We start from the raw sequence: 17,460 nt of genomic DNA, 5'->3' as shown, positions 1-17,460 counted from the left end.
ACTACACCTCAACAAAATAAGTCTGATAAAGAGATTCATTAAAACCCAGCAGCATAGGCTGCCCTGGCGCGCAGAGCAATGGGCGTTTAATAATTGCCGGCATTTCCAGCATCAGCGCGGCCGCGCTGTCGGCGTCAGTGATGCCTGCCCTCACGGATTCATCCAGCTTGCGCCAGGTGGTGCCACGGGTGTTCAGCAGCGCTTCCCAGCCCAGTTCGTTAATGGCGGTATGCAGAAATTCTGCATCCAGCCCGTCGGCGCGGTAGTCGTGAAAACGATACTCGACGCCGTGCGCCTCCAGCCAGCGGCGCGCTTTTTTGATGGTGTCGCAGTTTTTAATGCCGTACATCACAACCATGTTGAATCCTTTTGTTCTTATGATGAATAAATGTTCAGTTATTTCGACGATATATCCTTAAGGGAAATATAACACAATCTTAATTTCGCTTAATTTATCCGTCGATTTTATTCAACGTACATCTGTTAGCTGAATATTCTTTCATCATTTAAGCATAGTTGTCCATCATGTTTAAAATGCGAGTAATCTCAGGCGGTAAAATAAAACTCACCCGCTCGCGTGGTTATTTCAGAATGTTGCTATTGGTCACATAAAATTTAATCGGCAACGCTCATATTTAGCGTAAGTCCGGTGCAGTGGGCGGGGAGCAATCACAGCGATGGGGTAAAGCGTCTTCACAATGATGGTAGGTTTTCGTAGAATACGCATAATAATAAGAGAGGCAATTATGATTGAACGTGAACTGGGGAACTGGAAAGACTTTATCGAAGGCATGCTTCGTAAATGATATCCAGTGAGAATTGCAAGAGCACTACTATTCCTAAAATAACCATAGTGTGAATTAATCACACAAAAAAAGGCGGCTTAAAAAGCCGCCTTTTTTATACCTGTTATCCGCCAGCAGTTTACTCAGGACGCTCTTTCAGCGGGAAGCGACGGCGCACCAGGACAAAGAACAGCGGGACAAAATAGATAGCCAGAACGGTAGCGGAGATCATACCGCCCATCACGCCGGTGCCTACCGCGTGCTGGCTGCTGGAGCCCGCGCCGGAGCTGGTCGCCATCGGCAGGACGCCGAAGACAAACGCCAGCGAGGTCATCAGAATCGGGCGCAGGCGCTGGCGGCAGGCGTGGAGAGTCGATTCCAGCAGATCGTGGCCTTTGGCGTTCATCTCGTTGGCAAACTCCACGATCAGAATGGCGTTTTTCGCCGACAGGCCGATGACCGTCAGCAGCCCCACCTGGAAGTAGACATCGTTTTCAAGACCGCGCATCCAGGTTGCCAGCAGGGCGCCAATCACCCCCAGCGGAACCACCAGCATGACCGAGAAGGGCACCGACCAGCTTTCATACAGCGCGGCCAGACAGAGGAACACCACCAGCAGCGACAGAGCATACAGCGCGGGCGCCTGCGCACCGGAGAGGCGTTCCTGGTAGGACATTGCCGTCCACTGGAGGCCAAACCCGCTCGGCAGCTGCTGCACCAGTTTTTCCATCGTATCCATCGCCGTCCCGGTACTGATGCCCGGCGCGGCTTCACCGACGATCTCTACCGCCGAATAGCCGTTGTAACGTTCCAGGCGCGGGGAGCCGCTCTCCCAGTGCGAGCTGGCGAAGGCCGAGAAGGGCACCATCCCGCCCGCGTTGTTACGCACGTACCAGCGGTTGATATCGTCCGGCAGCATGCGGAACGGCGCGGCAGACTGGACGTACACCTTCTTCACGCGGCCCCTGTCCATAAAGTCATTCACGTAGCTTGAGCCCCAGGCCGTTTGCAGCGTGTCGTTGATATCATCAATCGATACCCCCAGAGCCTGCGCTTTGCGCTGGTCGATATCCACCTGTAGCTGCGGGCTGTCATCAAGCCCGTTGTGGCGAACGCGGGTAAGGGTAGCGTCTTTGCCCGCCAGCTCTAAGAGCTTATCGCGGGCGGCCATCAGCGCGTCATGACCCGCGCCGGCGTGATCCTGAAGCTCCATATCAAACCCGGCGGAGCTGCCCAAGCCGCTGATGGCGGGCGGGCTGCTGGCAAATACGCGGGCCTCTTTAATCTCTTTAAAGGCATGCGTGGCGCGCTCGATGATGGCAAACGACGAGCCGGTATCCGGATCGCGCGCGTCCCAGTCCTTCAGGCGCACGAACATACGCGCCACGTTCTGTCCGTTACCGCCGGGGCCCGAGCCCACGGTGGCGAACACCGACACGACGTTATCTTTCTCTTTGGTGTGGAAATACTGCTCCACTTTCTCGACCACTTTTAAGGTCTGTTGCTGCGTCGCGCCGCTCGGCAGCTGTACCGAGGTGATAAACATGCCGCGGTCTTCCATCGGCAGGAACGACGTCGGCAGGCGCAGGAACAGGAACACCATGCCGCCCAGCAGCAGCACGTAGATCACCATCCAGCGCAGGCTGCGGCTCAGCACGCGCCCGACGCCCGCTTCGTAACGCGCGGCGTTGCGGTTGAACATGCGGTTAAACCAGCCGAAGAACCCTTTCTGGCCGTGATGTTCGCCTTTGTGCAGCGGTTTGAGGATGGTGGTACAGAGCGCGGGTGTCAGGATCATCGCCACCAGCACCGACAGCACCATCGCCGAAACGATGGTGATGGAGAACTGGCGGTAAATCGCCCCGGTCGTGCCGCCGAAGAAGGCCATCGGAATAAATACCGCCGAGAGCACCATCGCGATACCGACCAGCGCCCCCTGGATTTGCCCCATTGATTTTCGCGTCGCCTCGCGCGGCGACAGCCCCTCCTCGCTCATGATGCGCTCGACGTTCTCGACCACCACGATGGCATCGTCCACCAGCAGGCCTATCGCCAGCACCATGGCAAACATGGTCAGGGTGTTAATGCTGTAGCCGAAGGTATAGAGCACGGCGAAGGTGCCGAGCAGCACCACCGGCACGGCGATGGTGGGGATAAGCGTGGCGCGGAAGTTTTGCAGGAACAGATACATCACCAGGAAGACCAGAGCGATCGCTTCGAGCAGGGTTTTCACCACGTCCTCAATTGACGCCTTCACGAACGAGGTGGTTTCGTAGGCGACCTTATACTCCAGCCCGTGCGGGAAATACTGCGACAGCTCGTCCAGGCGATCTAACACCAGCTTCGCGGTCGCCATTTCGTTGGCCCCGGATGCCAGCTTTACCCCTAAACCGGAGGCCTGATTGCCATTGAAGCGGCTGAGGTAATCATACTTTTCGGCGCCCATTTCTACCGTGGCGACATCCCCGAGTTTGACCTCGGAACCGTCCTGATTGACCCGCAGCGTGATATTGCGGAACTGGTCAGGGGTCTGGAGCAGCGACTGCGAGTTGATGGTGGCGTTCAGCGCCTGATTATCGACGGACGGAGTCCCCCCTAGCTGTCCGACGGCGATTTGGGCGTTCTGGGATTTGATGGCGTCCGTCACGTCGGTGGCGGTCATCTGGACGCTGTTAAGCTTGTTCGGATCGAGCCAGATGCGCATGGAGTACTGCGAGCCATAGGCGTCGATATCGCCGACGCCGTTAATACGGCTAAGCGGATCCTGAATATTACTGGCCACGTAGTCGGCAATATCCTGTTTATCCATTGAGCCGTCGGTGGAGACAAAGGCGATGGTCAGGATGTTGGTGTCACCGGTTTTACGCACGGTGACCCCCTGATTTTGCACCGCCTGCGGCAGTTTACGCATGGCGGATTGCAGCTGGTTTTGCACCTGCTGGACGGCTTCATCCGGGTCCGTGCCCGCGGTAAAGCTCAGGGTGATGGTTGCCTGCCCGGTGGCGCTGCTCTGGGAGGACATGTACATCAGGTTATCCAGCCCGGTCATGTTCTGTTCGACCACCTGGGTTACAGTATTTTCCAGCGTTTGTGCCGATGCGCCGGGGTAGTTGGCGGTGATACGGACGTTTGGCGGTGCCAGGTCGGGATATTGCTCAACGGGAAGTGAAGTAATGGCCAGGACGCCCGTCAGACACAAAAGTATCGCAAGCACCCAGGCAAAAATGGGGCGATCGATAAAGAAATTCGCCATGTAAATGTGACCTCATTTTGCAGCACGTCATTATTGTATATTGCCCGCCTAACTCTAGCGGTAAGGCGCAGGCCAAACGTGGAGAAAAAAAGGAGATAGTGTAAATTATCATGCCCTTTTACAGCGCTTCTCCCCGCAGGCAGCATGGCAAGTATCACGCATGGTCCGGGCCTGACGGTCGCCTTTGCCGCTAATTTACCGTTATTTACCCGCGATGTTCATCGGCGAGGTGAATGTCACGCTGACCTGCGTCCCGCCACCCGGCGGTTGCGAAAAGCGCAGCGTGCCGCCAAGCCTTTCGGCGCGCTCGCGCATAATGTTCAATCCGTAATGTCCCGGCGGCTCGCTGGCCTCGCCAATACCGACGCCGTTATCCCGCACCGTGACGCTGTGCGTTCCGTCCGCAGCGGTCACGCAGCTAACCGTGATTTCGCTCGCCCCTGAATGTTTGATGGCGTTGAGCACCGCTTCACGCACAATCTGGAGCAGATGCACCTGGCGCTGCGCATCCAGCGCCAGCGAGGAGAGGCGGCAGTCGAGGACAAGCTTCGCCTGCGTCTGGCTTTGCAGGCTGTCGAGAGACTCCTGAAGCGCTCCCGGCAGGTTGGCGTGGTTGAGCGTCAGGCGGAAGGTGGTAAGCAGCTCGCGCAGCTGGCGCCAGGCGTTGTTCAGCTCGCGAGAGAAATCGCCAATAATCGTCTGCGCCGGGGCGTTCTCCTCCGGGACCGCGTGTTTAAGCAGGGTGAGCTGAATGCGCAGGTAAGAGAGCACCTGCGCCAGCGAATCGTGCAGCTCGCGGGCGATGGTGGCGCGCTCCTCCATCAGCAGCAGCTGCTGGTAGTGCTTCTGCGCCTCGTTGAAATAGAGCCCGCGCCCGAGCATCGTCGCCACGCTTTTCATCAGCGGCGTGAGGGTGTCCCCGGCCTCGCTTTGCCAGCGCAGCTCGCCGTAAAGGGTCTCCTGCATCACCACCGGCAGGTTGTGCGTCGCCATCTGCGGGGCTTCTTTTCCCTCAAACAGCTGCCAGTCGTCGCTGGTGCGCAGCGCCAGAAAACCCATCTGCGCGTACTCCTGCACAATCTGCAATATGTGGCGGAAACAGTGGCTGTCTATCTGCCCGGTGTTCAGCGCCTGAGAGCATTTGAACAGCATTTCGAGCTGCTGGTGCGCGTCGTTCAGGTGCCGGGTCTTTTCGGCAACCGACTGCTCCAGCGAGCGATACAGCGTGTGCAGCTCTGCCGACATGTGGTTAAAGGCGAGGGATAAATTGCCCAGCTCGTTGGGCAGGCGGGTGTCTGGAGCCGGGATATCAAAAATGCCCTGTTCGATGCGCTCGCTGGCGGCCACCAGATGGTTCAGCGGGGCGACCACCTCACGGCGGATGCGGCGCAGCGTCAGCACGGCCAGCAGTAAAATGCCCACGCCGCCGATAAGCGAGATCAGGATAACCAGGCGGATTTTGTGTTCCGTATAGTGCTGAAGTGCGAGCACGAAGGCGTCGATACGCCCGACGAAGTTCTGGATATGCGCCTGATACCAGCCGCTGTTGCCGTTGGCTATCTGCGCGTCCATCTCCTGCCAGGCGAGGTGCAGCTGCTGATAGCGCTGCTTCACGTCGTCCGGCACGTACCAGCGGTCAAGCGCCAGCAGCGCCGGGGCGCTTAACGTCTGCTGCCAGTTCTGGCGATGGGCTTGCAGCTCCGGGCTGGCGCGCTGCATTTCGTAGCCCAGGCGGTAGCTCTGCATTCGCAGGGAACCGGCAATGTTAATCGCTTCGGCGTCGCGCTGGCTGCTGGCAAGGGTCAGCAGCGCGATGGCGCTGGTCAAGGCGGATAACAACACGATGGAAAAGAAAGCCCGCGCAAGGCTTCGGGATACGGGTCGTTTTACGGTCACTAAACAGCTTCCTGAAAAGAAAAGTCAGCAGATGAAACAGGGTTTCAACTGCGCTGAAATAAATTGATCTGCCTCAGGTTCCCTGTAAGTAGTGCCTCATCCTGGGCATTTGAACATTGCCTGACTACGCCGTCGTGGGTAAATACCATAAAGAATAAGGTTATTGAACCAAAAACAGGTGTTGTTATGAATCGTTTTATTATGGCCAACAGCCAGCACTGTATCGGATGCCGCGCGTGCGAAGTCGCCTGCGTTATGGCGCACAACGATGAGCAACATGTTCTGAGCGAGCGTCATTTCCATCCCCGCATTACGGTACTCAGGTCTGGCTCCGGGAAAACCCCCGTCACCTGCCACCACTGTGAAAACGCCCCCTGCCTGCAAAGCTGTCCGAACGGCGCTATCGGTAAACGCGCCGACAGCATTCAGGTTAACCAGCAAAAATGCATTGGCTGCAAATCCTGCGTGGTCGCGTGTCCCTTCGGCACGATGGAGATCCTCGTCAGCGGCACAAAAGCCACGGCGCACAAGTGCGATTTGTGTATCGACCGTCCGCAGGGCCCGGCCTGTATCGAAAACTGCCCGGCGGACGTGCTGACGCTCGCCACGCCCGGCGTTCTGGACAGCCTCGCGAAATCCCGCCGTCAGCGCACCGCAAGCCTTGAAGCGCAGCCCTGGCACGGCGAGGCTGCCCGCAACACACCTGAGCAAACAAAACGGCAGCAGATGCAGGCGCTGCCCCCGCGCGGCGAGCCGGACAAGCTGGCGCCCGGCAAGCGAGCCTGCCACTTTAAGGAAATCTACCTGCCTTTTCGCCGCGAGCAGGCGTATCGCGAGGCCTCCCGCTGCCTGAGCTGCGGTGAGCACAGTATCTGCGAGTGGACCTGCCCGCTGCATAATCACATTCCGCAGTGGATCGCGCGGGTTAAGGCGGGGGATATCGCGGGCGCCGTCGAGCTTTCCCACCAGACCAACTGTTTACCTGAAATCACCGGCCGTGTCTGTCCGCAGGATCGATTATGCGAGGGGGCCTGCACGGTTCGCGATGAATCCGGTTCGGTGACCATCGGCAACATCGAGCGCTATATCTCCGACCAGGCGCTGGCGATGGGCTGGAAGCCGGACATGAGCGGCATCACCCCGGTGGATAAACGCGTCGCCATTATCGGCGCGGGACCGGCAGGGCTGGCCTGCGCGGATCTGCTGGTACGCAACGGGGTCAGCGTGACCGTCTACGATCGCCACCCGGAAATCGGCGGACTGCTCACCTTCGGCATCCCGGCCTTCAAGCTCGACAAATCCCTGCTCGCCCGGCGCAGAGAGATCTTCACCGGGATGGGCATTCGGTTCGAGCTGAACTGCGAGGTGGGCAACGATCTGCCGCTATCTCAGCTGCTGAGCGAGTACGACGCGCTGTTCATCGGTGTGGGCACCTACCGCTCAATGAAGGCGGGCATTCCTCATGAAGACGCGCCGGGCGTGTACGACGCGCTGCCGTTCTTAGTGGCGAACACCCGTAACGTGATGGGGCTTGAGCCCGCCAGCGGCGAGCCGTTTATCGACACGCACGGGCTGAACGTGGTGGTGCTTGGCGGCGGTGATACGGCGATGGACTGCGTACGTACCGCGCTGCGCCACGGGGCGGCGAAGGTCACCTGCGCCTACCGTCGCGATGAGGCCAACATGCCGGGCTCGAAAAAAGAGGTCAAAAACGCCAGAGAAGAGGGCGCGGAATTTGAATTTAACGTGCAGCCCGTTGAGCTGACGCTGTCGGAAAACGGCGCGGTGAACGGCATTCGGATGCTGCGCACTAAGCTTGGCGAGCCGGATGCGCAGGGGCGGCGTCGGCCAGTGCCGGTGGCGGGCAGCGAGTTTGTCATGCCCGCGGACGCGGTGATTATGGCCTTCGGATTTAACCCGCACGCCATGCCGTGGCTGGACGCGCAGGGTGTCCGCACCGACGACTGGGGGCGCATTGTTGCCTCGGTGGACAGCCCGTATCGCTACCAGACCACGAACCCGAAAATTTTCGCGGGCGGTGACGCGGTGCGCGGGGCCGATCTGGTGGTCACGGCGATGGCGGAAGGGCGTCATGCCGCGCGGGGAATGATGGACTGGCTGGGGGTTAACGCGCCGGACGCGCACTGATCCCGGCGGGCGACAAAGCGGGCTTCGCGGCGTAGTATAAGGGCACTCATTACGCCGTGGAGCCTGTATGACCCTGAAAATAGACGTCATTAAAGACAAAATCCTTTCTGAAAACTACTTTGTCCTTCGCAACATCACCTACGACTTAACGCGCAAAAACGGCGAGGTGATCCGCCACAGGCGTGAGGTCTACGATCGCGGCAACGGCGCCACCATCCTGCTCTATAACCGCGACAAGCAGAGCGTGGTGCTCATTCGCCAGTTCCGCGTGGCGACCTGGGTGAACGGCAACCCGGACGGTCGCCTGATTGAAACCTGCGCTGGCCTGCTGGATGACGACGAGCCTGAAGTCTGCATCCGCAAAGAGGCCATCGAAGAAACGGGCTTTGAGGTAGGCGAGGTGCAGAAGGTCTTTGAGCTGTACATGTCACCGGGCGGCGTCACGGAGCTGGTTCACTTCTTTATTGCCGAATACAGCGACGCGCAGCGCGTGAACCGGGGCGGCGGCGTGGAGGATGAAGATATCGATGTGCTGGAGATGCCTTTTTCCGAGGCGCTGGCAATGATGAAATCCGGTGAGATCAGGGACGGTAAGGCGGTGATCTTATTGCAGTATTTGCAGGCAAACGGGCTGATGAATGCCGCTTTCGAACGGCGCTAGTCTGTCTTTCGGATAAATCTATCCGATAAATCCGATTGAGCGAGCGGGGATGTAACACGAAGATACCGCCCAGATATGCATTTCGTTTCCGGGATCGTGCCATCCATGCGCTACTGCGTTTATATTCTCTCCTTACTTTTCGTGCTGTTCGCGCCTCTGGTGCGGGCAGCGCCTGCACAGCAGTCCTTCGGCGACTGGCAGGTGACCTGCAATAACCAGAATTTTTGCGTTGCGCGCAATACCGGCGAACACCGCGGGCTGGTCATGACCTTAAGCCGCAGCGCGGGCGCGAAAGCCGACGCCACGCTGCGCATCGACCTCGGCGGGCTGTCGTCCCCGTCGGTCGGCGAGCCTGCTATCGCCCCCCGTCTGCTGCTGGACAACGCCCCCGTCAGGCTTGCCCCTCCGCGCTGGAAGCTCACCCCGTGGCATGTGATGACCGACGATGCCGCGACCATCACCGCGTTTTTGAAATCTATCCAGGAAGGGAACGCGCTGCGCCTTCAGGGCGGGCAGCAGGTTATCTCGCTTGACGGCCTTAAGGCCGCGCTGCTGTTTATTGATGCCCAGCAAAAGCGCGTGGGCAGTGAAACGGCGTGGATCAAAAAGGGCGGGCAGCCGCCGCTCAGCGTGCCCCCTGCGCCCGCGCTGAAAGAGGTGGCGGTGGTCAACCCGACGCCGACGCCGCTGTCGCACAAGGAGCTTAACGATCTGCTGGATTACGGCACCTGGCGGATGAACAACAGCCAGTGCTCTCTGGATCCGTCGCGCCGGGAAGTGCGGGTGACCGCGTTAACCGATGATAAAGCGCTGCTGACGATCGGCTGCGAGGCCGGGGCGTATAACACTATCGATCTGGCGTGGCTGGTGTCGCGCAAAAAGCCGTTCGCGGCCCGGAGCGTCCGGCTGCGTCTGCCGTTTACCCCTTCAGACGACAGCGGAGAGATGGAGCTGATGAACGCCAGCTTTGACGAGAAAACCCGCGAGTTAAGTACCCTGTCGCTGGGTCGGGGAATGGGGGACTGCGGGATCCAGACCCGCTGGCGTTTTGACGGCCAGCGGTTCCGTCTGGTGCGCTATGCCGAAGAGCCGAGCTGCGATAGCTGGCACGGGCCAGACGCGTGGCCGACGCTTTGGATCACGCGGTAAAAGCAAAACGGCAACCATTCGGTTGCCGTTTTTAGTGTATGCACCCTCTCCCCGAAGGGGAGAGGGAATGGTTTAGTGCCTACATTTTGTGGGGATCCCTCTCCCTGTGGGAGAGGGCGGGGTGAGGGCATCAGGCCGCACTACATTACGCTTAACGCCTTCTCAACCACGTTCTCAATCGTAAAGCCAAAGTACGGGAACAGCTTCTCGGCAGGCGCCGATTCACCGTAGCCGTGCATCCCGACGATAGCGCCTTTCAGCCCGACGTATTTATACCAGTAGTCGGCGATACCGGCTTCCACCGCCACGCGCGCCGCAACGTTCGACGGCAGCACCGACTCCCGATACGCCTCGTCCTGCGCATCAAAAATATCAGTAGACGGCAGGGACACCACGCGCACCGCATGACCGTCGGCGGCCAGCTTCTCGGCGGCTTTTACCGTGATCTCAATCTCTGACCCGGTCGCAATCAAAATCACATCCGGCTTGCCGCCGCTGTCTTTCAGAATGTACCCGCCGCGGGCGATATTTTTCACCTGCTCCGGCGTACGCTCAATTTGCTGGAGATTCTGACGCGACAGGATCAGCGCCGTTGGCCCGGTATGGCGCTCGACGGCAAGCTTCCAGCCCACCGCGGCCTCAACCTGGTCGCACGGACGCCAGGTGCTGAAGTTTGGCGTCAGGCGCAGGCTCGCCAGCTGCTCCACCGCCTGGTGCGTTGGCCCGTCTTCCCCAAGCCCGATGGAGTCGTGGGTATAGACCATAATCTGCCGCGCCTTCATCAGCGCCGCCATGCGCGCCGCGTTGCGGGCATATTCCACAAACATCAGGAAGGTGGCGGTGTAAGGCACAAAGCCGCCGTGGTGGGCGATACCGTTGGCAATCGCGGTCATCCCGAACTCGCGCACGCCGTAGTGGATGTAGTTCCCGGCGATATCCTCTTTGAGCGATTTAGAACCGGACCAGATCGTCAGGTTGCTTGGCGCCAGATCCGCCGACCCGCCCAGCAGCTCAGGCAATATCGGCCCGATAACGTTAAGCGTGTTTTGCGACGCCTTACGGGTGGCGATTTTCGCCGGATTCGACTGGAGATTTTCAATCAGCGCCTGGGTCTTCGCTTCCCAGTCCTCGGGCAGCCCGCCGCTCATGCGGCGCGAAAACTCGGCGGCCAGCTCCGGATACGCCTTTTTGTAGGCGGCAAACTTCTCGTTCCAGGCGTGCTGGGCTTTTTCGCCGCTTTCACGGGCGTCCCAGGCTTTGTAGATCTCTTTCGGGATCTCAAACGGCGGGTGTTTCCAGCCCAGCTTCTGACGGGTCAGCGCCACTTCCTCTTCACCCAGCGCCGCGCCGTGAGCCTCTTCTTTGCCCGCCTTGTTCGGCGAGCCGAAGCCGATGGTGGTTCGACAGATAATCAGCGACGGTTTGTCCTTCACGCTCTGCGCTTCCTGAATCGCCTTTTTCACCGCTGCCGGATCGTGGCCGTCGATTTCATGCACCACGTGCCAGTGGTAGGCCTCGAAGCGTTTGGCGGTATCGTCGGTAAACCAGCCATCGGTTTCACCGTCGATGGAAATACCGTTGTGATCGTAGAAGCCGATCAGCTTGCCCAGCCCCAGGGTGCCCGCCAGCGAGCACACCTCGTGAGAGATCCCCTCCATCAGACAGCCGTCGCCCATAAACACGTAGGTGTAGTGGTCAACGACCTCGTGCTCCGGCTGGTTAAACTGCGCGGCCAGCGTACGCTCGGCAATCGCCAGCCCGACCGCGTTCGCCAGCCCCTGGCCGAGCGGCCCGGTGGTGGTTTCCACGCCCGGCGTATAGCCCAGCTCCGGGTGGCCGGGGGTTTTCGAATGCAGCTGGCGGAAGTTTTTCAGCTCTTCCAGCGGCAGATCGTAGCCGGAGAGATGCAGCAGGCTGTAGAGCAGCATCGAGGCGTGACCGTTAGAGAGAATAAAGCGGTCGCGATCGTACCAGGCCGGATCGGTCGGGTTATGTTTCAGGAAGTCATTCCACAGCACTTCGGCAATATCTGCCATGCCCATCGGGGCGCCAGGGTGACCGGAATTGGCCTTTTGCACGGCATCCATGCTGAGGGCGCGAATGGCATTGGCAAGCTCTTTACGGGACATAGTTCACTCCATGGCAAGGTTAAAGTTTGGCGGCAAGCAGATCTTCGAGTTTGCGCTGGTCCACGGCGAACAGGCGGATACCTTCCGCCAGCTTGTCTACGGCCATGGCATCCTGATTGTGCTCCCAGCGGAACTCCGCTTCGGTCATCGCTTTTGGTTTCGGTAACACGGTAGAGGTCGGCACCAGCTTGCGGACAACCGTTTCCTCTTTTTCCTGTAGTTCTTTCAGCAGGTTAGGGGAGATGGTCAGGCGGTCGCAGCCGGCCAGCGCGAGGATCTGCTCGGTGCGGCGGAAGCTTGCCCCCATCACGATGGTTTCGTAGCGGTGCTGTTTGTAATAGTCGAAGATATTACGCACCGACTTCACGCCCGGATCCTGCTCGACCACGTAGGGTTCCATCGGCTGCTTTGCCTGATACCAGTCATAGATACGCCCGACAAACGGCGACACCAGATATACCCCGGCTTCGGCGCAGGCGCGTGCCTGGGCGAAGGAGAACAGCAGGGTCAGGTTGCAGTGGATCCCCTCTTTTTCCAGCACTTCGGCGGCGCGAATACCCTCCCAGGTGGAGGCCAGCTTGATCAGAATGCGCGATTTATCGACGCCCTGCTCCTGGTAGAGCTCCACCAGACGACGGGCTTTGTTAATGCTTTTTTCCTGGTCAAAGGAGAGGCGGGCGTCCACTTCGGTGGAGACGCGACCGGGGATGCTTTTCAGAATTTCCGCACCAATATTGACCGCCAGCTTGTCGCTGGCTTCGGCAACCTGCTGCTCCTGCGTCTTCCCGCGCTGCTTGCCGTAGGCAATGGCGTCATCGATCAGGTGGCTGAAATGGTCAAGCCCGGCGGCCTTCAGCAGCAGCGAAGGGTTAGTGGTTGCATCTTCAGGCTGATAGTGGCGAATAGATTCGATATCACCGCTGTCCGCTACGACCGTGGTGAATTGTTTGATGCCGTCTAATTGGTTCATAGAAAAATTACTCCTTAGGAATAAAAGCCTTAGATGAGTGCGTTGGTTCACACTTCTGCGAAATAAGAGAGCGACTTAACAAAAAAGCATAGCAGACGGGGGAGGCATTGCTTTCTGAGGCGGGTAACATGATTGTTATAAATTGATAACAAATTTTGTCTTTGGATACTGAGAGTTTGGCAGCCTTCAAAGTTTGAACACGGTGCATTGGCGATACTAGCCGGCATTCCTGGGTGCGCATCAGGAGAGTGAACACGCCACCCTTTTTGAACGATACGTGAAAGGACAGATAAGATGGATGACCAGTTAAAACAGAGTGCCCTCGATTTTCATGAATTTCCTGTTCCGGGCAAAATCCAGGTTTCCCCGACCAAACCCCTGGCGACGCAGCGCGATCTGGCGCTGGCCTATTCGCCGGGCGTAGCCGCCCCCTGTCTTGAAATCGAAAAAGACCCGCTGGCAGCCTACAAATACACCGCGCGCGGCAACCTGGTGGCGGTTATCTCTAACGGTACGGCGGTGCTGGGGTTAGGCAATATCGGGGCGCTGGCGGGTAAGCCGGTGATGGAAGGGAAGGGCGTTCTGTTCAAGAAGTTCGCCGGTATCGACGTGTTTGATATTGAAGTCGACGAGCTTGATCCCGATAAATTCATCAACGTGGTCGCCGCGCTGGAGCCCACGTTTGGCGGTATCAACCTCGAAGACATCAAAGCGCCGGAATGTTTTTATATCGAGCAGAAGCTGCGCGAGCGCATGAATATTCCCGTGTTTCATGATGACCAGCACGGCACGGCGATCATCAGCACGGCGGCCATTCTCAACGGCCTGCGCGTGGTGGAGAAAAATCTCTCCGACGTGCGCATGGTGGTGTCCGGCGCGGGCGCGGCGGCTATCGCCTGTATGAACCTGCTGGTGGCGCTGGGCATGCAGAAGCACAACATCGTGGTCTGCGACTCCAAAGGGGTGATTTACAAAGACCGCGAGCCAAACATGGCGGAAACCAAAGCGGCCTACGCGGTGGACGACGACGGTAAACGCACGCTCGAAGAGGTGATTGACGGCGCGGATATCTTCCTCGGCTGCTCCGGCCCGAAAGTGCTGACCCAGGAGATGGTGAAGAAAATGGCCCGCGCGCCGATGATCCTCGCGCTGGCGAACCCGGAGCCGGAAATTCTGCCGCCGCTGGCGAAGGAAGTGCGTGAAGACGCCATTATCTGTACCGGACGTTCGGACTACCCGAACCAGGTGAACAACGTGCTGTGCTTCCCGTTCATCTTCCGCGGTGCGCTGGACGTGGGCGCGACGGCGATCAACGAAGAGATGAAGCTGGCGGCGGTACACGCGATTGCCGAGCTGGCCCACGCCGAACAGAGCGAAGTGGTGGCCTCGGCCTACGGCGATCAGGATCTGAGCTTTGGCCCGGACTACATCATTCCAAAACCGTTCGACCCGCGCCTGATTGTTAAGATCGCCCCGGCCGTGGCGAAAGCGGCGATGGACTCCGGCGTCGCGACCCGCCCGATCGAGGACTTTGACGCCTACGTCGATAAGCTTGCGGAGTTCGTCTACAAAACCAACCTGTTTATGAAGCCGATCTTCTCCCAGGCGCGGGCGGACGCGAAACGCGTGGTGCTGGCGGAAGGGGAAGAGGCGCGCGTGCTGCACGCCACCCAGGAGCTGATCACCCTAGGCCTGGCGAAGCCGGTGCTGATTGGTCGCCCGAGCGTGATCGAAATGCGTATCCAGAAGCTCGGCCTGCAAATCAAACCGGGCGTGGATTTTGAGATCGTCAACAACGAATCCGATCCGCGCTTCAAAGAGTACTGGAACGAGTACTACGCGATCATGAAGCGTCGCGGGATCACCCAGGAGCAGGCGCAGAAAGCGGTCATCAGCAATACCACGGTGATCGGTGCGATCATGGTTCATCGCGGCGAAGCGGATGCGCTGATCTGCGGCACCATCGGCGACTACCACGAGCACTTCAGCGTGGTGCAGGAGATCTTCGGCTATCGCGAGGGCGTCCACACTGCCGGGGCGATGAACGCGCTGCTGCTGCCAAGCGGCAACACCTTTATCGCCGATACCTACGTCAACGACGATCCGACCCCGGACGAGCTGGCGGAAATCACGGTGATGGCGGCGGAAACCGTGCGTCGCTTTGGTATCGAGCCGAAGGTGGCGCTGCTGTCGCACTCTAACTTTGGTTCGTCTAAGTCTGCCGCCGCGTGCAAAATGCGCGAGACCCTGGCGCTGGTGCGCGAGCGCGCGCCGGAGCTGATGATTGACGGTGAGATGCACGGCGACGCCGCGCTGGTGGAGAGCATCCGCAGCGAGCGTATGCCGGACAGCCCGCTGAAAGGCTCGGCGAACGTGCTGATCATGCCAAACGTGGAGGCGGCGCGTATCAGCTACAATCTGCTGCGGGTGTCGAGTTCAGAAGGGGTGACCGTGGGGCCGGTGCTGATGGGCGTGGCGAAACCGGTGCATGTGTTAACGCCGATTGCCTCGGTGCGTCGTATCGTGAACATGGTGGCGCTGGCGGTGGTTGAGGCGCAGACCCAGCCGCTGTGATTCGTTGTGTCGGGTGGCGCGTTCGCTTACCCGACCTACAGGATAAGTAGGCCGGATAAGCGCAGCGCCATCCGGCATTTAAACCCAGTCCCGAACCTTTATAAACGCCTTCAGGGCAGCCTCCGGGCTGCCCTCTTTTGGCTCATAGCTGTACTCCCAGCGCACCAGCGGCGGCATCGACATTAAAATCGACTCCGTGCGCCCGCCGGTTTGCAGGCCGAACAGCGTGCCGCGATCCCACACCAGGTTAAACTCTACGTAGCGCCCGCGACGGTAAAGCTGGAACTCGCGCTCGCGCACGCCGTAATCGGTGTTTTTGCGGCGCTCGACAATCGGCAGGTAGGCGTCGGTATAGCCCTGACCCACCGCCTGCATAAAGCTGAATGCGGTATCAAAATCTGGCGTGTTCAAATCGTCAAAGAACAGCCCGCCAATCCCACGCTGCTCGTCGCGATGCTTAAGATAGAAATAGTCGTCGCACCACTTCTTGAACTTCGGATACACCTCTTCACCGAACGGCAGGCACAGGTCCCGTGCGGTGGTGTGCCAGTGGACGGCATCCTCTTCAAAGCCGTAGTAGGGAGTCATATCGAAACCGCCGCCGAACCACCACACTGGATCGGCACCCGGTTTTTCAGCGATGAAAAAGCGCACGTTGGCGTGGCTGGTCGGGACAAACGGATTATGCGGATGCACCACAAGGGACACGCCCATCGCTTCAAAGCTGCGCCCGGCGAGTTCGGGGCGGTGCGCCGTTGCGGAAGCGGGCATCGCGTCCCCGTGTACGTGTGAGAAATTCACGCCCGCCTGTTCAAAAATGCCGCCGTTACGCAGCACGCGGCTACGGCCGCCGCCGCCCGCGTCGCGCTGCCAGTTATCTTCCTGAAATTCACCGCCGTCAGCGGCGGCCAGTTTCTGGCAAATCTCATCCTGTAGCTGCAACAGAAAGGCTTTCACCAGCTCAGCATTGGGTTTCATTAACGTTTCCTGGAGTGCGCTTTTTGGTTATCGAACCAGTTGAAATAACTGATTATCCCGGAGGCAATCGCGCTGGCAATCTTCTGGCGAAACGCCGTCGTGCCGAGCAGACGCTCCTCTTCCGGGTTAGTAATAAAGGAGGTTTCGACCAGCACGGACGGAATCGACGGGGACTTCAGCACCACGAACGCCGCCTGTTCCGTTCCCTTACTGTGCAGACGGTGGACGGGCTTGATCTTCTTGAGGATATGCGAGCCGAGGGTCAGGCTGTTTTTGATGGTATCGGTCTGAACGAGGTCGAACAGCACCTGTTGCAGCAGATGATCTTTATCAGTGGCTTTTTTCCCGGCGACCTCATCCGCGCGGTTTTCGCGATCGGAAAGGTATTTCGCCATCGCGCTACTGGCCCCGCGGTTGGAAAGCGCAAATACCGAGGCGCCTGCCGCGCTTGGGTTGGTAAAGCCGTCCGCGTGAATCGACATAAACAGGTCCGCGCCGTGCTGGTGGGCAATCTCCACGCGATCGTAGAGCGGAATAAACGTGTCGCCAGTACGCGTCAGACGGGCGTCAATGCCGTTACTGCGTAAAATCGAGCGCACATTTTTTGCAATCGCCAGCACGACATGTTTTTCTTTAGAGCCGTTTCTGCCGATAGCCCCGGTATCAATCCCGCCGTGACCGGGATCGAGCATGACCAGGCGCTTTGCGCCCGCTTTTTTGGCTTTAGGTTTGCTGTGTCCGTTACTGGTTTTAAGCGTGCTCTCGTCTTTTGCCTGAGCCTGCTTTGCGATGCCCGTTAACGTTAAGGCCGCCAGCCCCGCTTTGAGAACCTGACGACGCGATGTGAGTGCTTTTAATGGTTTGAATGTGCTCATGCGGCCTGAATTGTAAAAAAATGGGTCCTGGTGTTATATCGT

At 58.9% G+C, this 17,460-nt stretch carries 12 protein-coding genes; 5 read left to right on the top strand and 7 right to left on the bottom strand.

Annotation, left to right across the window (positions count from 1 at the left end; genetic code table 11):
- Position 1: 1 nt before the first annotated feature.
- Positions 2 to 358 carry an ArsC family reductase gene (locus ACSVHP_RS13310; RefSeq protein ID WP_447552147.1) on the bottom strand — a complete coding sequence of 119 codons (357 nt, stop codon included), beginning with the start codon at positions 356 to 358 and terminating at the stop codon, positions 2 to 4.
- 388 nt (positions 359 to 746) lie between these two features.
- Between ACSVHP_RS13310 and ypfM the strand changes: the two genes are divergently transcribed.
- Positions 747 to 806, top strand: a complete 60-nt coding sequence (ypfM, locus tag ACSVHP_RS13305) for a protein YpfM (protein WP_015572204.1) — start codon at positions 747 to 749, stop codon at positions 804 to 806.
- Positions 807 to 924: 118 nt separating this feature from the next.
- On the opposite strand, the gene acrD is transcribed toward ypfM, so the two are convergent.
- Both acrD and narQ read right to left on the bottom strand, forming a co-directional pair.
- On the bottom strand, positions 925 to 4,038 hold the full coding sequence (gene acrD, locus ACSVHP_RS13300) for a multidrug efflux RND transporter permease AcrD (protein ID WP_447552146.1): 3,114 nt from the start codon (positions 4,036 to 4,038) through the stop codon (positions 925 to 927).
- 201 nt (positions 4,039 to 4,239) lie between these two features.
- Positions 4,240 to 5,934 carry a nitrate/nitrite two-component system sensor histidine kinase NarQ gene (gene narQ, locus ACSVHP_RS13295; RefSeq protein WP_447552145.1) on the bottom strand — a complete coding sequence of 565 codons (1,695 nt, stop codon included), beginning with the start codon at positions 5,932 to 5,934 and terminating at the stop codon, positions 4,240 to 4,242.
- Positions 5,935 to 6,120: 186 nt separating this feature from the next.
- On the opposite strand from narQ, the gene aegA reads away from it, so the two are divergent.
- The 3 genes from aegA (at position 6,121) to ACSVHP_RS13280 (ending at position 9,892) form a co-directional block, all read left to right on the top strand.
- Positions 6,121 to 8,082: a formate-dependent uric acid utilization protein AegA gene (gene aegA / locus ACSVHP_RS13290; protein WP_447552144.1), complete on the top strand. Its 1,962-nt coding sequence runs from the start codon at positions 6,121 to 6,123 to the stop codon at positions 8,080 to 8,082.
- A 67-nt stretch (positions 8,083 to 8,149) separates the two neighbouring features.
- On the top strand, positions 8,150 to 8,743 hold the full coding sequence (gene nudK / locus ACSVHP_RS13285; RefSeq protein ID WP_234671153.1) for a GDP-mannose pyrophosphatase NudK: 594 nt from the start codon (positions 8,150 to 8,152) through the stop codon (positions 8,741 to 8,743).
- Between the two features lie 105 nt (positions 8,744 to 8,848).
- Positions 8,849 to 9,892 (top strand): DUF1176 domain-containing protein, encoded by a 1,044-nt coding sequence (locus tag ACSVHP_RS13280; protein WP_447552184.1) that lies wholly within the window; start codon positions 8,849 to 8,851, stop codon positions 9,890 to 9,892.
- A gap of 140 nt (positions 9,893 to 10,032) precedes the next feature.
- Here ACSVHP_RS13280 and tkt read toward each other — a convergent pair whose 3' ends face one another.
- Both tkt and tal read right to left on the bottom strand, forming a co-directional pair.
- Positions 10,033 to 12,021 carry a transketolase gene (tkt, locus tag ACSVHP_RS13275; protein WP_447552143.1) on the bottom strand — a complete coding sequence of 663 codons (1,989 nt, stop codon included), beginning with the start codon at positions 12,019 to 12,021 and terminating at the stop codon, positions 10,033 to 10,035.
- 19 nt (positions 12,022 to 12,040) lie between these two features.
- Positions 12,041 to 12,991, bottom strand: a complete 951-nt coding sequence (gene tal, locus ACSVHP_RS13270; protein WP_447552142.1) for a transaldolase — start codon at positions 12,989 to 12,991, stop codon at positions 12,041 to 12,043.
- A gap of 294 nt (positions 12,992 to 13,285) precedes the next feature.
- Between tal and maeB the strand changes: the two genes are divergently transcribed.
- Entirely contained in the window at positions 13,286 to 15,565 is a 2,280-nt protein-coding gene (gene maeB, locus ACSVHP_RS13265) for an NADP-dependent oxaloacetate-decarboxylating malate dehydrogenase (protein WP_234675337.1), read from the top strand.
- A 78-nt stretch (positions 15,566 to 15,643) separates the two neighbouring features.
- On the opposite strand, the gene hemF is transcribed toward maeB, so the two are convergent.
- Complete coding sequence (hemF, locus tag ACSVHP_RS13260) at positions 15,644 to 16,543, bottom strand: oxygen-dependent coproporphyrinogen oxidase (protein WP_447552141.1); 900 nt, start codon at positions 16,541 to 16,543, stop codon at positions 15,644 to 15,646.
- The gene (gene amiA / locus ACSVHP_RS13255) at positions 16,543 to 17,418 is read right to left on the bottom strand and encodes an N-acetylmuramoyl-L-alanine amidase AmiA (RefSeq protein WP_234675339.1); all 876 of its coding nucleotides are present in this window, start codon (positions 17,416 to 17,418) and stop codon (positions 16,543 to 16,545) included. Before amiA ends, hemF begins: the two co-directional genes overlap by 1 nt.
- Positions 17,419 to 17,460 lie beyond the last annotated feature (42 nt).

Source organism: Enterobacter sp. 186315, from assembly GCF_053290175.1.
Note: the sequence above shows the minus strand (reverse complement) of the source record. Positions and strands in the feature narration are given on the sequence as shown.

Excerpts from the sequence above, each read along its gene's own strand:
- ACSVHP_RS13280 (WP_447552184.1), top strand. The coding sequence starts at position 8,849 with ATGCGCTACTGCGTTTATATTCTCTCCTTACTTTTCGTGCTGTTCGCG.
- hemF (WP_447552141.1), bottom strand. The coding sequence starts at position 16,543 with ATGAAACCCAATGCTGAGCTGGTGAAAGCCTTTCTGTTGCAGCTACAG.
- tal (WP_447552142.1), bottom strand. The coding sequence starts at position 12,991 with ATGAACCAATTAGACGGCATCAAACAATTCACCACGGTCGTAGCGGAC.
- ACSVHP_RS13310 (WP_447552147.1), bottom strand. The coding sequence starts at position 358 with ATGGTTGTGATGTACGGCATTAAAAACTGCGACACCATCAAAAAAGCG.
- aegA (WP_447552144.1), top strand. The coding sequence starts at position 6,121 with ATGAATCGTTTTATTATGGCCAACAGCCAGCACTGTATCGGATGCCGC.
- maeB (WP_234675337.1), top strand. The coding sequence starts at position 13,286 with ATGGATGACCAGTTAAAACAGAGTGCCCTCGATTTTCATGAATTTCCT.
- acrD (WP_447552146.1), bottom strand. The coding sequence starts at position 4,038 with ATGGCGAATTTCTTTATCGATCGCCCCATTTTTGCCTGGGTGCTTGCG.
- amiA (WP_234675339.1), bottom strand. The coding sequence starts at position 17,418 with ATGAGCACATTCAAACCATTAAAAGCACTCACATCGCGTCGTCAGGTT.
- tkt (WP_447552143.1), bottom strand. The coding sequence starts at position 12,021 with ATGTCCCGTAAAGAGCTTGCCAATGCCATTCGCGCCCTCAGCATGGAT.
- nudK (WP_234671153.1), top strand. The coding sequence starts at position 8,150 with ATGACCCTGAAAATAGACGTCATTAAAGACAAAATCCTTTCTGAAAAC.